This is a genomic window from Rhodanobacter koreensis (assembly GCF_054782855.1).
On the sequence record NZ_BAAGRR010000012.1, the window covers coordinates 337,730 to 351,589 of the forward strand.

Consider the following 13,860-nt stretch of genomic DNA (forward strand, 5'->3'; position numbering starts at 1 on the left):
CTACATGTCGTTCTTGTAAAGTTCGAAACCGCGCTGCTGGTATTCGCGCCAGCGCGTGCGCGAACCATCGCGCTCGGCCGGGTCGGCAGCCACCACTTCCAGCACGCGCTGACAGCGACCGCCAGGGCAGTTCTCGCGCAGGTTGATCACCAGCGGACGGTCCTCGCTGTCGATGCCTGGCGGCACGATCAGTACGGCGGTCTGCGCGTCGTCGTCGTCGCCGGCCAGCTGATGCGGAATCAGCGCATCGTCGTCGAATGCCCACAGCAGCTCATCGAGCGCCTCGGCTTGCGCATAGTCGCGGGTCAGGATCAGCGTTGGCTGCTGCGATGCGAACGCCTTCTTCGCCAGCTCGCAGACCAGCAGCAGGGGCTGCTCGCGAAAGCGCGGCTTGTCGATCAGGTAGAAGTCGGCGCGTGGCATCGAGTGACGTTACTCAGCCTGCGCGGTCGATCAGCCACTGCGCCAGCAATGCAACCGGCCGCCCGGTCGCCAGACCCTTGCGACCTTCGTCCCAGGCGGTGCCGGCGATATCCAGATGGGCCCAGCGTTGACCGTCGGTGAAGCGCGACAGGAAGCAGGCAGCAGTGATCGCACCGGCACTCTTGCCGCCGATGTTGGCGACGTCGGCGAAACCCGAGTCGAGCTGTGCCTGGTAGTCGTCCCACAACGGCAGGCGCCAGGCACGATCAAGCGTCTGCTCGCCGGCGGTGAGTAGTTCGGCGGCGAGATCATCGTGCTTGCTCATCAGGCCGGTGGCGTGCTTGCCGAGAGCGATGACACAGGCGCCAGTGAGCGTGGCGGCATCGATCAGCGTATGCGGCTGGAACGTCTGTGCGGTGTAGGTCAGCGCGTCGCACAGGATCAGGCGGCCTTCGGCATCGGTGTTGAGCACTTCGATGGTCAGGCCGGACAGGCTGGTCAGCACGTCACTGGGGCGGTAGCTGTCACCGTCGGGCATGTTCTCCACGCTCGGCACCACGCAGACCAGGTTGAGCTTCAGGCCCATCTGCACGGCGGCCACGAATGCACCGAGTACGCCGGCGGCGCCACCCATGTCGAACTTCATCTCTTCCATGCCGGCACCGGGCTTCAGGCTGATGCCGCCGGAGTCGAACGTGACCCCCTTGCCGACGAATGCGTAGGGCTTGTCGCCCTCGTTGCCACCCTTGTACTCCAGCACGATCAGCCGGGGCTTGTTGACCGAGCCGCGGCCTACCGCCAGCAGCGAGCCGAAGCCGAGCCTTTCCATCTCGACCTCGTCGAGCACCTTGCAGCTGACCTTGTCCCTGCCTGCGGCAAAGGCCTGTGCCTGCCCGGCGATGTAGCTCGGGTTGCAGATGTTCGGCGGCAGGTTCGCCAGGTCGCGGGCGAAACGCACGCCTTCGGCGATCGCAAGCGCCTGGTCGAGGCCGCCCTGCGCTTCGTCGCCGGCGGCGAAGATGAGCGAGCCGAGTTCCGGCTGCTTGCTCTTGTCGCGCGGCTTGAACGTGGCGGTGTAACGGTAGGCGGCGTGATCGCTCGCCAGGGCGGCGGCGCGCACGCGCCAGGCGCTGTCGTGGCCCGGCACGTCCACTTCGGTCAGATAGGACACCGCATCGGCGAGCGGCAGCTTGCCCACGGCACGCGCCGCTTCGATGTTGACCTTCTGGAAACGGGCCGCGTCGAACGATTTCTGCGAACCCAGCCCGACCACCAGTACGCGCTTCGCCGTCACCCCGGCCGGCGCAAACAGCAGGGTGGTGCTGCCGGCCTTGCCGCTGATGTCACCACTCTCCACCTGACGCTTGATCAGGCCACCGGTGGCGCTGTCCACCCGTGCGGCGGCGCTGGTCAGCATGCCGTGTTCGTACACGCCGACCAGTACGCAGGCGGCATCGACGGTTTCGGGGGCGGCGGTGCCGAGGCTGAACTGGAGTGTCATCGCGATGGTTCCTGCATGAGCCCGGCCATGGCCGGACAGGCTAGACTTGTGGTTTGTCGGCCCGATCGGCCGAATGGATCAAGCGGACAAGTTTATCGCATGCTGAGCATTCTCGACCGCTATTTCCTGCGCGAGCTGGGGCAGACCATGCTCGCCACCGCGATTGTGCTGCTGGCCATCATGTCCGGCACCACCTTTGCGCAGGTGCTGAAGCAGGTGGCCAACGGCAGCTTCCCGGCCAGCGTGATGTTCCAGGTGCTGGGCCTGAACATGATCGAGGGGCTGCCCACCCTGCTGCCACTCTCGGCCTTCCTTGGCGCGTTGTATGGCCTCGGCCGCATGTATCGCGAAAGCGAGATGCACGTGCTGGCTTCTTCCGGTATGGGGGCAAGCGGCCTGCTGCGACCGATGACGCTGTTGGCGGTGTTGGTGGCGGTGTTGGTGGCGGTGGTGTCGCTGTGGCTCGGCCCATGGGCTTACCGCACTTCCGACGCGCTGGTGTCGGCGGCGAACCGTTCGGTGATCGCTGCTGGCCTCGATGCGGGCCGCTTCACGCCACTTCCGAACCGGGGGGGCATCATCTTTGTCGACACCCTGAGCCGTGACGGCAGCGTGCTCGGCAATACCTTCATTGCCGCCGAGCGTACCGACAAGGACGGCACCCGCAAGATCAAGCTGATCACCGGCAAGCACGGCCAGATGTATCAGGAAAGCAGCGGCACCGACCGTTTCCTGGCGATCTACAACGGTTGGCAATACGAGATCCCGCTGGGTGCCGACAACTGGCGCAAGATGCAGTACGAGCGCAACGACACGTCGCTGTCCAATGTGCAATCCGACAGCACGACCGAGGATCCCGCGGCGAGCCTGGATACCTCAGCGTTATGGGGCGCTGACAACGCCGACGCGCGCGCCGAATTTGCCTGGCGCACCATTGCGCCAGCCATGAGCCTGGTGTTGTTGATGCTGGCACTGCCGTTGTCGCGGCAGAGTCCGCGTGAGCCGCGTTTCGGCCGTCTGTTGCTGGCGGTGCTCAGTTTCTATGTGTATTACCTGCTGCTGGCGCTTTGTCGCGGACAGCTTGCCAAGGGTCACTGGCACCATGCCACGCCGATGTGGATCGTGAGCCTGCTGGTCTTCGCGTTCGCTGCCTGGATGTTCCGCAGCCAGTATGTCGCGCGCAAACCGAGCAGGGCGGTGGCCCGATGAGTGCCATGCGGATCAAGCGTGTTGACTGGCTGGTCGGCATCACCGTGCTCAGTTCGTTGATGATGGTCTGGCTGGTACTCACCGGCTTCGATGCGGTGCTGCATTTCCTGCAGCAGCTCGGCAACATCGGCAAGAACGGTTACACGTTGACCAACGCGATCGTGTACATACTCGTCACCACGCCGCGGCGGCTTTACGAGATGTTCGGCAATGCGGCGCTGATCGGTGGTCTGCTCGGGCTGGGTGGCCTGGCCGCCACCGGCGAGTTGACCGCATTGCGTGCGACCGGCATGTCCAAGCTGCGTATCGCGACATCTGCGGTCGGTATCGTGGCGGTATTGATGGTCGGAGTGGTAATCCTGGGCGAAACCGCCGCGCCATGGGGCGACCAGCAGGCACAGGCGATGGACCTTCGCCTGAAATCGTCAGGCAGTATCGGTTCGACCAGCAGCGGTTTGTGGGCGCGCGATGGCGATCGCTTCATCAATGCCAAGAGCAGTCTGCTGCGGCAGGTGAACGGGCATGATGCGATACAACTGGCAGACGTTCGGGTGTTCACCCTGACGCCAGACGGGCAGCTGAGCCGTTTCGACTGGGCCAAGACGGCCGAGCACAATGGCAAGCAATGGGTGTTCGATCAGGTACGCAGTACCACGCTGGACGAGCATGGCACGCACACCACCACGGCAGTCAACGAGCATTGGGAGTCACGACTCGATCCGAGTGTGCTGGAGCAGTCATTGATCCAGCCGCAATATCTGGCCATGCGCGACCTGCGTCGCAACATGCTCTATCTGGAAACCAATGGCGAAAGCCCGGGCGTGTACGCCGTTGCGTTCTGGGGACGTGCGCTATATCCGTTGAACGTGCTGGTGCTGGTGCTGTGCGCGATGCCATTCGCATTCGGTGCGTTGCGTTCGGGCGGTCTGGGCAAGCGCATGTTTCTCGGCATGTTGCTGGCGATCGGCTGGTATTTCCTGCAGAAGGCGATGGTCAGCTTCGGTACGGTCTACGGTATTCCGCCGCTGGTGGCCAATCTGCTGCCGGCCATGGTCCTGGCATTGGCGGCGTGGCTTTATTTCCGCAAGCATGCCTGATGATTTCGGGCGGGCTCACTGCGACGACCTAATCCAGCATGGCGAGTGATTCGGGGGTTTCGATGTCGACGTTGGTGATCGCCTGCGCATCCGGTGCGAACTTGCCGTCCTGGGCCAGTTGCGCGAACAGGCCGCCGTGTTCAATCAGCTCATCGAAGCGCCCTTCTTCGACCAGTCGCCCCTGATCCAGCACCAGGATCAAGTCGGCGTTGCGCACGGTGGACAGCCGGTGTGCGATCACGAAGGTGGTACGGCCCTGGGTCAGCGTATCCAGGGCGCGCTGGATGCGTGCCTCAGTGGCGTTGTCGAGTGCGCTGGTGGCCTCGTCGAGTACCAGGATCGGCGCATCCTTCAGCATGGCGCGGGCGATCGCCAGGCGCTGGCGCTCGCCACCGGACAGTGAGCGGCCGCGTTCGGCAACGAGGGTCTCCAGCCCTTCCGGTTTGTTGGCGATGAACGTGGCCGCTTCGGCCGCGGCGACGGCCTGCTCGATCTCGGCGAGGTCGGCATCGGGCTTGCCCACGCGCAGGTTGTCCAGGATCGAGCGATAGAACATGCCCGGATCCTGGAATACCACGCCGATGTTCTGGCGCAGCGAATCGAGCGTGACCGCACGGATGTCATGTCCATCGATGCTGATGTGTCCGCTGGACGGATCGTAGGCGCGGTAAAGCAGGCTGAGTGCGGTGGTCTTGCCGGCGCCGGTCGGGCCGACTAGGGCGATCGTGCTGCCGGCGGCAGCACGGAAGCTAAGCCCGTGCAGCGCCGGCTGCACCGGGTCGTAGCCGAAGCTGACCTGGTCGAACACCACTTCGCCGCGCACGCGCGGCAGCTCGATCGCGTCGGGTGCCTCGACGATCGCCGGGCGCTGGTCGAGCACGAAGAAGTAGTCGTGCAACGACTGGGTCTGGAAGAACAGGCCGGAGATGAAGCTGGCGAACTGCTCCAGTCGGCCGATCAACATCAGCGAAAAGCCGACGAAGCTGACGATGCCACCCACCGTCACTTCGCCGCGCGCATGCAAGGTGGTGCCGAGTGCGAAGATCGCCACGATGGTCAGCGTGCTGGCTGCCCGGTTCAGCACCGACAGGATCGCCCAGCCGCGCAGCACCGGATACTGCGCCGCCAGCACGCGCGTCATCATCTCCTTCAGCGCGGCGGCTTCGGCGCTGAGGCGGGTGAAGCTCTGCACCACGGTGACATTGCCGAACACGTCGCCGGCGCGCGTGGCGATCTCGTGGTGCAGTTCCTCCACCTCGCCCTGCGCCTTGTGCGTGCGTTGCACTGCGACCGCATTGGATACGGCGAAAATGACCATCAACGAGATCATCAGCAGGGCCAGCTTCCAGTTCATCGCCAGCGCGATCGGGATCATCACGAAGATCGACAGCAAGGTGGCGAGGTGTTCGCGGAAGAAGCTCAGCCACAGGTTGAACAGGTTGCTGACGCCGTTGTTCATGATCCGCGCGAGCCGCCCGGTGTGATGTTCGCCGTGGAACGCCAGCGGCAGTGCCGCGGCATGTTCGAAGAATGCGGCGATCGCGGCCAGTCGACGCCGATGCGCGAGCCGGTCGGCATGCAGCGATACCCATACGCTGGCCAGCACGCCACCGAAGCCGGCCAGCGCCCACAGCGCGATCAATCGCGGCGCGTGGCTGGCATCCGGTGCCGCGAGGGCATCGACCACGCGGCCAAACAGCATCGGCTCGAGGAAGTACACGCCGGCCAGCGCGAGATTGGCCAGCGCCAGTGTGATCGCCAGCTTCCGTTCGGGCGCGAGCAGCCCAAGCACGCGCATGTAGAGACGCAGGATGGACACGACGACAGAACCCCATGGATGCGTGATGGCACGCTGCGAATTTCGCCATGCTACTACTGCTGCCCGGCTGAATCGGGCCCTTCAGCCGGTGTTTGTCGCGACGACGGCTTGCCCGCGTCGGCGTGACCGATCAAGCTGATGCGGTTGCCCGAACGAGAGGATATGCCGTGGATGTGATCGACCTGCGCAGCGACACCGTGACCCGCCCGACCCCCGCGATGCGCGCGGCGATGCTGGCCGCGGAGGTCGGCGATGACGTCTACGGCGAGGACCCCACGGTCAATGCGCTGCAGCAGCGGTTGGCTGACGAGCTCGGTTTTGATGCAGGCTTGTTCGTCCCCAGCGGTACGCAGTCCAACCTGCTGGCGCTGTTGGCACATTGCGAACGCGGTGACGAGTATCTGGTCGGCATGGATGCGCATACCTACAAGTTCGAGGGCGGCGGAGCAGCCGTGCTTGGCTCGATCCAGCCGCAGCCGATCGTGCAGGCGGCGGATGGCAGCCTGCCGCTGGAACGCATCGAGGCAGCGATCAAGCCGGTCGATCCGCACTTCGCGCGCACCCGTGTGCTGGCCTTGGAGAACACCTGGCACGGTCGTACGCTGCCACTGGATTACCTGACAGCCGCGCATGATGTGGCCCGTTCGCACGGATTGGGGCTGCATCTGGACGGCGCGCGCCTGTACAACGCGGCAGTGGCCTGCGATGTGCCGGCGCGGGAGATCGCGCGGCATTTCGATACCGTATCGATCTGCCTGTCAAAAGGGCTCGGCGCGCCGGTCGGTTCGGTGCTGGTCGGTTCGCATGCGCTGATCGACAAGGCGCGCCGCTGGCGCAAGGTGACCGGCGGCGGCTGGCGCCAGGCCGGCATCCTTGCGGCGGCAGGCCTGCATGCGCTGGATCATCATGTCGCCCGACTGGCCGAGGATCACCGGCGCGCGGCGTATCTGGCCGGTCGCCTGCGCGAGGTCGCCGGCATCGACCTGCTCGGGCAATACACCAACATGGTGTTCGTCGATGTGCCGGCCGAACGGTTGCGCGAACTGGACGTCCATCTGAAAGAAGCGGGCATCCGCATAAGCATCGGCTATCTGCCTACGCTGCGGCTGGTGACGCATCTGGATATCGATGACGGCGGTGTCGAGCGTACGGTCGATGCCTTCGCGGCATTCTTCAATCGCCGCTGAAGTGCCGTTGCAAAGCAGTGCTGCCGCTGGCCGTGATCAGTGGAACAGCAGATTGACCGCGACCAGGGTGACGATCAGCACCAGCAGGGTCAGCGGGGCACCGACGCGCAGGAAGTCCCTGCCCTTGTAGCCGCCAGGGCCGGTGACCATCATCAGCGCCGGATGGCCGGAGCTGAGCAGGAAGGTATTGGACGAGGACACCGCAACGATCAGTGCATAGGCGGATGGGTTGCCACCGGTGGCGACCGCTACGCTGATCGCGATCGGCACCATCATCACGGTCGCACCGACATTCGACATCACCTGCGAGAACAGCAGGGTCAGTACGGCCAGCGACAGTTGCAGCACCCAGTGCGAGGCATGTCCAAGATGCTGCAGCACGACCTGCGCGATCCACGCGGCAGTGCCGGTGGAATCCATCGACCAGCCCAGCGGAATCAGGCAGGCAGTCACGAAGATCGTCTTCCAGTTGATCGCCTTGTACGCCTCGTCCATGTTCAGCACGCCGGTGAGCAACATGCCGATCGCGCCGGTCATCATCGCCACCGACAGGTCGAGGTTGGTGAACAGCGCCAGGCACTTGGCCAGCACGAAGAAGCCCACCGCCTGCCAGATCTTGCCGGGGCGCTGTTCTTCCTTCGGGATGTCGGTGACGACGACCAGGTCCTTGTCCTCGGCCGCCAGCGACAGGTCGCGCCAGTTGCTGTGCAGCACCACGGTGTCGCCGGCGCGCAGGGTCACCCCGCGCACGTCATCGCGAAATACCTGGTCGCCGCGGGTCACCGCCAGCACCGAAATGCCGAAGCGCTTGCGCAGGCGCAGGTCGCCGATGGTCTGCTTGATGAAGCGCGAGACCGGTGGGATCACCACTTCGGAAATGCCGGCGCGGGTCGGGTTGAACTGCTCGCCGAGCTGGCGCATGCGGGTCGACAGCCGGCACAGCTGATTGTTGGCAAACTGATTCAGCTGGTCGCGCGGGCCGAGCACGCCGAGTACCGAACCGACCCAGATCACGTGATCGGCCGGTGGTGCCATGCGTGCGTCGTTGCCACTCTTGATCGCCAGGATCAGCGGCGCACCGTGCAGTTGTTCCACTTCGCCGATGCTCATGCCGACCAGCGGGCTTTCCGCGGTGACGGTGAGCTCGGCGGTCTCGCCGCCGATGCCGTAGGTTTCGGCGAAGTAGCTCTCGGTGCGGCCGGGCGTCACCTTCAGCCGTTCGTCCTCATGCCCGGGCAGCAGCTTGCGGCCGAAGAAGTAGAAGTACGCCACGCCGAGCAGGGCCAGCGCCAGGCCGATCGGGGTGACGCTGAACAGGCCGAACTTCGGGATCGTGTGCGCGCCCGGCGGCAGGTTCATGTTGGCGCTGGCGATCAGGTCGTTCAGCACGATCAGCGGCGAGTTCGCGATCAGCGTGGTGTTGGTCGCGGTGAGAATGCAGAACGCCATCGGCAGCAGCAGGCGCGACAATGGCACACCGGTGCGCGCGGACAGGCGGCTGCTGACCGGGATCATCAGTGCGGCCAGCGCCTGGCTGGGGATCACCGCGCTGAACAGGCTGGCGACCAGGTTGATCACCACGCCGAGGCGCGATTCCATGCCACGCGCCATGCGCATCACGAAGCGGGCGGTGAGGTTGAGCACGCCGGCGCGATCCAGCCCCTCGCCCATGATCATGATCGCGATGATCGCGATCACCGCATTGCCGGCGAAGCCGTTGAACACGCGGTCGGAGGGGATCAGGCCGGTCAGGCCGATCGCCACCACCACCAGCAGCGCCACCATGTCGGCGCGGATCCACTCCAGCACCAGCATCAGCATGGTGAAGCCCACCAGCCCCAGTACCAGGATCATTTCGGGGGTGAGCGAAAGTCCCACTAGCTGACGTCCCGGAAGGATGGCGGGTTACGGCGGATACGGCGGGGCAGTGGAAGCTTCACGCTGCGTCGATTCGTCCCTGTGTGGATTGCCGCAGTATAAGCGGGCCAGCCTGACTGCTGGTGAATCGGAGCGCTGCCAAAGCCATGGGGTCTGTGCGACTCACGATGGAAGAGGCGATCCATGGCCGCTTCGAAGTCGTCATTCCGGCGCAGGCCGGAATCGCTCTCGGAATAGCGGGCAGGTAGTGCCCGTCTGGCTCGTGCCAGGTGCTTCAAGGGCGGACATGGTCCACCGCGTCCGGCTCAAGCTTTGCGGTACAGCAGATCCCACACGCCATGACCGAGCTTCAGGCCGCGTCGTTCGAAGTGGGTCTCGATGCGCCACGCCGGTTTCTCGGCGTACTGGCCCGGTGCGACGGCATTGCGCCAGTCCGGCGCGGCTTCCATGACCTCAAGCATGTGTCCGGCATACGGCTGCCAGTCGGTGGCCAGGTGCAGCAGGCCGTCCGGCGCCATGCGCGAGGCCAGCAGGGCGACGAACTCCGGCTGGATCAGTCGGCGCTTGTTGTGGCGTTTCTTGTGCCATGGGTCCGGGAACCAAATGCGAGCCTCGGCGAGTGTGCCGGGCGCGATCTCGTGTTCGAGCACTTCCACCGCATCGTGCTTGTACAGCCGCACATTGCTCGCCTCGCGTGCGGCCAGTGCGTTCATCAGGCGGCCGACACCGGGGCCGTGCACCTCGATGCCGAGAAAGTCGCGGGCGAGATCGTGCTCGCTGGCCCAGGCCAGTGCCTCGCCATTGCCGAAGCCGATCTCCATCACCAGCGGCGCCTGGCGGCTGAAATGCGCGCTGAAATCACGCGGAGTGCCGCCGTAATCGATGCCGAAGCGTGACCACAGCGTGTCGAACGCGCGCTGCTGCGCCGGCGTCATGCGCCCTTCGCGCAGCACGAAGCTGCGGATGCGGCGCATGTATTCCGGCGCGGTGCCGTCGTGGTCGCGGTGTTCGCTCATGCCCGTTCAGCCGATCGTGCCGTCGATCGGCGAGGACGCCGAGGCGTAGCGCTTGCGCGGGATGCGACCGGCACGGAAGGCAGCGCGTCCGGCCTGGATTGCCAGCTTCATTGCATGCGCCATCAGCACCGGATCCTTCGCGCCGGCAATCGCGGTGTTCATCAGCACACCGTCACAGCCCAGTTCCATCGCGATGGCCGCGTCCGATGCAGTGCCCACACCCGCGTCGACGATGATCGGCACCTTGGCGTTCTCGATGATCTCCAGCAGGTTGTAACGGTTCTGGATGCCGAGGCCCGAGCCGATCGGCGCGGCCAGCGGCATCACCGCGACGCAGCCGATCTGCTCCAGCCGCCTGGCCAGGATCGGATCATCGCTGGTGTAGACCATCACCTCGAAGCCGTCGGCGACCAGGATCTCGGCGGCCTTCAGCGTTTCCACCACGTCGGGGAACAGCGTGCGCTGGTCGCCGAGCACTTCGAGTTTCACCAACTGATGGCCGTCCAGCAGTTCGCGGGCGAGCTTGCACGTACGCACGGCGTCGACCGCGTTGTAGCAGCCGGCGGTGTTCGGCAGCAGGGTGAACTCCTCCGGCGGCAGTGCATCGAGCAGGTTGGGCTGACCGGCATCCTGGCCGATGTTCACGCGACGGATCGCCACGGTGACGATCTCGGCACCGGCGGCCTGCGAGGCGGCGCGGGTCTCGTCGAAATCCTTGTACTTGCCGGTGCCGGTGAGCAGGCGCGAGCCGTAGCTTTTGCCGGCGATGATCAGCGGATCGGCGATGTCGTGGGTCTTGCGATTCATGGCGATGCCTTGGGTGCGGGCGGGCGTGGCGGTGGGACGGTGAAGCGAGGCGACGGAAATTCAGCCGCCACCGATGGCGTGGACGATTTCGAGCTGGTCGCCATCGGCCAGGAGGTGGGTGGCGTGCAGGCTGCGCGGCACGATTTCATGGTTGAGTTCCACCGCCACCCGTCGGCCCGCGTAGCCGGCCTGTTCCAGCAACTGGGCAACGGTGGTGGCGGGGGCGCAGTCGCGCGGCTGGCCATTGAGCGTGATATGCATCTGCGCATTGTAGCGGCTGTGGCGGTGGGCACCGAATGCCGTAATGCGTCGACGAGCGAAATCCCGCGCGGGCATGGGGTGTTGTCGATTAAGCTGGCCGCCACCTGCGATTCATGCGGCGTTCGGTCCGTGATGGCGTGCTGCAACGTGTTGCATGGCAGGCGGGTTTCTGGTTCGGTGTGGTAGCTTCACGGCGCCGGCTTTCCAACGGCGCGTGCCACGCGTTACCATCCGCCGGCCAGAGCGGGTGTAGCTCAATGGTAGAGCTGTAGCTTCCCAAGCTACTGACGAGGGTTCGATTCCCTTCACCCGCTCCATTCCCCGATCCCCACCGAGCAACTCCGAACCCTTATGGCGGATCTGATTACCACGGATCTGATCATCTTGGGTTGGCGCGAGCGGCTGGCCCTGCCGCAGTTGGGCATCGACCTGCTCAAGGCCAAACTTGATACCGGCGCGCGCAGCAGTTCGCTGCATGTCGATACTCTCGAGGAATTCCGGCGCGGCGACGAGACGTGGCTGCGTTTCACCATGCATGTCGGCCGGCGCCAGCCGGTACATGTGTGCTGCGAGGCACCGGCGCTCGACCGGCGTGCCGTGACCGACACTGGCGGGCGGCGCACCGAGCGCTGGTTCATTCGCAGCGAGGTGCAACTGGCTGGCCAGAGCTTCAGCACCGACATCAACCTGACCGATCGACGGCATATGCTGTTTCCGCTCTTGCTCGGCCGCAGTGCCCTGAGCGGGCGCTTTGTGGTCGATCCGGCACGTTCCTATACCCAGTCGCGGCCACTGACGGTGGCTAGAGACCTTTCATGACGATCCGCGTATGAAGATTGCAATCCTGTCGCGCAATACGCGCCTGTATTCGACCAAGCGGCTGGTCGAGGCCGGTCGTGAGCGCGGTCACGTGGTGCGCGTGCTCGACCCGTTGCGCTGCTATGTACGTATTGCACCCGGTGCCGTGGCGATCCGCTACAAGGGCAGGGAAGTGCGCGACATCGACGCAGTGATTCCGCGCATCGGCACCACCAGCACCTTCTACGGCACCGCCGTGTTGCGCCAGCTGGAAATGATGGGCGTATACACACCGAACCCATCGGATGCGGTGCTGCGTGCACGCGACAAGCTGCGCTGCCTGCAGATCCTCGCCGCGCAGGGCATCGACATGCCGGTTACGGTATTCGGCGACAACCCGGACGATACGGCCGACGTGCTGGCCCTGCTCGGCGATCCGCCGCATGTGATCAAGCTCAACGAAGGCAGCCAGGGCACCGGCGTGGTGCTGGCCGAGAAACGCAGCGCATCGCAGAGTGTGATCGAAGCGTTCCGCGGTCTGTACGCGAACTTCCTGGTGCAGGAGTTCATCGCCGAAGCCAAGGGCAGCGACCTGCGCTGCTTCGTGGTCGGCAAGAAGGTGGTGGCGGCGATGCAGCGCGACGCCAGCCCGGGCGAGTTCCGCGCCAATCTGCATCGCGGCGGCACGGCGATGGCCGCGACGCTCAGCGCAGAAGAAAAACGCATCGCAATACGCGCAGCCGGTGCGCTGGGACTGGGTATCGCTGGTGTCGATCTGTTGCGCTCCAATCGCGGGCCGCTGCTGCTTGAGGTGAATTCCTCGCCGGGTCTGGAGGGTATCGAGGCTGCCACTGGGGTCGACGTAGCCGGCGCGATCATGGGCCTGTTACTTGCACAGGCCGGTGACGCGGCGCCAGGCGCGCGTACGCGCCGGAGCGCATTACGAAACGTTTAGTACGAAGATCTTCGTTGACATTGTTCTGTTAGCTGACCTAGCATCCATTGCAGGATGATCAGGCGTCGGGTGCTCCCCGCCGGGACACCACCTGATCCGGGGAGGATCAGGCATGAAACGGAAGCCTTGGTTGATGGGTGCAGTGGTGGCAGCAGCACTGCTGCAGGCGAGTGCGGTTTGCGCTTACAAGACGGAAGTCCTCGTAAAGGCCGATAACAAGGACGACTTCGCCACACTGGTTGTGGCCGTGCGTCAACAGATGCAGCCCGGGGGGCGCTACGAATTTGTCGACGCACGTGAACGCGAGACGGTCGAGACGAATCTGGCTGCCATGCAATCGTTGCTGGATAAATACGGCACAGTTGCGCAGATGGACATGAGCGCGAAAATACAGCTTTTCAACGATCAAGAAGTCGTCAACGCCATTCTGACGCGGAGAGACGACGAACGTTTGGTATGTGAGTCGGTACCTCCCTTGGGGTCCCATATACCGAGGACGAGCTGCCGCACTTATCGCGAAATTGAGACAGAGCGTCGCGATATCCAGAATTTGAAGATGCAAATGCTGCAGGTACCGGCGATCAGGGCCAAAAAGGGAAATGGTTGAACCGGGAGCCACTTGCCACCGCATGGCGAGCAATTCAATGCGCTTGCATTTCAGCACAGGACCGTCGGTATTGAAGGCCTGATCCGGCTTGGCTTGCGTACCAATGATGGCGAACTGGAGATCCTGCGTGTCCTGTGGAGCAGCCATGCTGCGCCGGTGCGAAAAGTGTGTAAGCCCCTCGTCCCGATGTCTGCCGTGGTTACACCGCACGCTGAGACTTTTCCAGGTGAAGCATTCCAGGCACTCGGCGCACGCTGCGAAACGTCTTGCAGTTTGTTGAACAGGCTTCACGGTAATGGATC

13 protein-coding genes and 1 tRNA gene are annotated in these 13,860 nt (G+C 64.5%); 7 read left to right on the forward strand and 7 right to left on the reverse strand.

Going from position 1 to position 13,860, the window contains the following annotated elements:
* Both ACYVKM_RS15065 and ACYVKM_RS15070 read right to left on the reverse strand, forming a co-directional pair.
* Positions 1-423 carry a DNA polymerase III subunit chi gene (locus ACYVKM_RS15065; RefSeq protein ID WP_460878432.1) on the reverse strand — a complete coding sequence of 141 codons (423 nt, stop codon included), beginning with the start codon at positions 421-423 and terminating at the stop codon, positions 1-3.
* Between the two features lie 13 nt (positions 424-436).
* A complete protein-coding gene (locus ACYVKM_RS15070; RefSeq protein ID WP_460878433.1) occupies positions 437-1,924 on the reverse strand; it encodes a leucyl aminopeptidase in 1,488 nt (495 codons plus the stop codon).
* A 99-nt stretch (positions 1,925-2,023) separates the two neighbouring features.
* Between ACYVKM_RS15070 and lptF the strand changes: the two genes are divergently transcribed.
* Both lptF and lptG read left to right on the forward strand, forming a co-directional pair.
* Complete coding sequence (lptF, locus tag ACYVKM_RS15075; RefSeq protein WP_460878434.1) at positions 2,024-3,133, forward strand: LPS export ABC transporter permease LptF; 1,110 nt, start codon at positions 2,024-2,026, stop codon at positions 3,131-3,133.
* Positions 3,130-4,230 (forward strand): LPS export ABC transporter permease LptG, encoded by a 1,101-nt coding sequence (gene lptG / locus ACYVKM_RS15080; protein WP_460878435.1) that lies wholly within the window; start codon positions 3,130-3,132, stop codon positions 4,228-4,230. Before lptF ends, lptG begins: the two co-directional genes overlap by 4 nt.
* Before the next feature lie 28 nt (positions 4,231-4,258).
* Here the strand turns inward: lptG and ACYVKM_RS15085 are convergent, their stop codons facing one another.
* A complete protein-coding gene (locus tag ACYVKM_RS15085; protein WP_460878436.1) occupies positions 4,259-6,049 on the reverse strand; it encodes a glucan ABC transporter ATP-binding protein/ permease in 1,791 nt (596 codons plus the stop codon).
* 167 nt (positions 6,050-6,216) lie between these two features.
* Between ACYVKM_RS15085 and ltaE the strand changes: the two genes are divergently transcribed.
* Positions 6,217-7,236: a low-specificity L-threonine aldolase gene (gene ltaE / locus ACYVKM_RS15090; RefSeq protein ID WP_460878437.1), complete on the forward strand. Its 1,020-nt coding sequence runs from the start codon at positions 6,217-6,219 to the stop codon at positions 7,234-7,236.
* A gap of 36 nt (positions 7,237-7,272) precedes the next feature.
* Here ltaE and ACYVKM_RS15095 read toward each other — a convergent pair whose 3' ends face one another.
* The 4 genes from ACYVKM_RS15095 to thiS all read right to left on the reverse strand — a co-directional run bounded on the left by ACYVKM_RS15095 (position 7,273) and on the right by thiS (position 11,273).
* Complete coding sequence (locus tag ACYVKM_RS15095) at positions 7,273-9,090, reverse strand: SLC13 family permease (protein WP_460878919.1); 1,818 nt, start codon at positions 9,088-9,090, stop codon at positions 7,273-7,275.
* Positions 9,091-9,419: 329 nt separating this feature from the next.
* Positions 9,420-10,130 (reverse strand): tRNA (guanosine(46)-N7)-methyltransferase TrmB, encoded by a 711-nt coding sequence (gene trmB / locus ACYVKM_RS15100; protein WP_460878438.1) that lies wholly within the window; start codon positions 10,128-10,130, stop codon positions 9,420-9,422.
* 6 nt (positions 10,131-10,136) lie between these two features.
* Entirely contained in the window at positions 10,137-10,937 is an 801-nt protein-coding gene (locus ACYVKM_RS15105) for a thiazole synthase (RefSeq protein ID WP_460878439.1), read from the reverse strand.
* Positions 10,938-10,997: 60 nt separating this feature from the next.
* Positions 10,998-11,273: a sulfur carrier protein ThiS gene (gene thiS / locus ACYVKM_RS15110; RefSeq protein ID WP_460878440.1), complete on the reverse strand. Its 276-nt coding sequence runs from the start codon at positions 11,271-11,273 to the stop codon at positions 10,998-11,000.
* Positions 11,274-11,441: 168 nt separating this feature from the next.
* Between thiS and ACYVKM_RS15115 the strand changes: the two genes are divergently transcribed.
* The 4 genes from ACYVKM_RS15115 to ACYVKM_RS15130 all read left to right on the forward strand — a co-directional run bounded on the left by ACYVKM_RS15115 (position 11,442) and on the right by ACYVKM_RS15130 (position 13,558).
* A tRNA-Gly gene (locus tag ACYVKM_RS15115) sits at positions 11,442-11,515 on the forward strand.
* 34 nt (positions 11,516-11,549) lie between these two features.
* Positions 11,550-12,017: an ATP-dependent zinc protease family protein gene (locus ACYVKM_RS15120; protein ID WP_460878441.1), complete on the forward strand. Its 468-nt coding sequence runs from the start codon at positions 11,550-11,552 to the stop codon at positions 12,015-12,017.
* Positions 12,018-12,027: 10 nt separating this feature from the next.
* Complete coding sequence (gene rimK / locus ACYVKM_RS15125) at positions 12,028-12,951, forward strand: 30S ribosomal protein S6--L-glutamate ligase (RefSeq protein ID WP_460878442.1); 924 nt, start codon at positions 12,028-12,030, stop codon at positions 12,949-12,951.
* 112 nt (positions 12,952-13,063) lie between these two features.
* Entirely contained in the window at positions 13,064-13,558 is a 495-nt protein-coding gene (locus tag ACYVKM_RS15130; RefSeq protein WP_460878443.1) for a hypothetical protein, read from the forward strand.
* The last annotated feature ends 302 nt before the right edge of the window (positions 13,559-13,860 follow it).

Excerpts from the sequence above, each read along its gene's own strand:
- ACYVKM_RS15105 (WP_460878439.1), bottom strand. The coding sequence starts at position 10,937 with ATGAATCGCAAGACCCACGACATCGCCGATCCGCTGATCATCGCCGGC.
- trmB (WP_460878438.1), bottom strand. The coding sequence starts at position 10,130 with ATGAGCGAACACCGCGACCACGACGGCACCGCGCCGGAATACATGCGC.
- ACYVKM_RS15130 (WP_460878443.1), top strand. The coding sequence starts at position 13,064 with ATGAAACGGAAGCCTTGGTTGATGGGTGCAGTGGTGGCAGCAGCACTG.
- ACYVKM_RS15095 (WP_460878919.1), bottom strand. The coding sequence starts at position 9,090 with ATGATCCTGGTACTGGGGCTGGTGGGCTTCACCATGCTGATGCTGGTG.
- thiS (WP_460878440.1), bottom strand. The coding sequence starts at position 11,273 with ATGCCCGCGCGGGATTTCGCTCGTCGACGCATTACGGCATTCGGTGCC.
- rimK (WP_460878442.1), top strand. The coding sequence starts at position 12,028 with ATGAAGATTGCAATCCTGTCGCGCAATACGCGCCTGTATTCGACCAAG.
- ACYVKM_RS15070 (WP_460878433.1), bottom strand. The coding sequence starts at position 1,924 with ATGACACTCCAGTTCAGCCTCGGCACCGCCGCCCCCGAAACCGTCGAT.
- ACYVKM_RS15120 (WP_460878441.1), top strand. The coding sequence starts at position 11,550 with ATGGCGGATCTGATTACCACGGATCTGATCATCTTGGGTTGGCGCGAG.
- ACYVKM_RS15065 (WP_460878432.1), bottom strand. The coding sequence starts at position 423 with ATGCCACGCGCCGACTTCTACCTGATCGACAAGCCGCGCTTTCGCGAG.
- lptG (WP_460878435.1), top strand. The coding sequence starts at position 3,130 with ATGAGTGCCATGCGGATCAAGCGTGTTGACTGGCTGGTCGGCATCACC.
- lptF (WP_460878434.1), top strand. The coding sequence starts at position 2,024 with ATGCTGAGCATTCTCGACCGCTATTTCCTGCGCGAGCTGGGGCAGACC.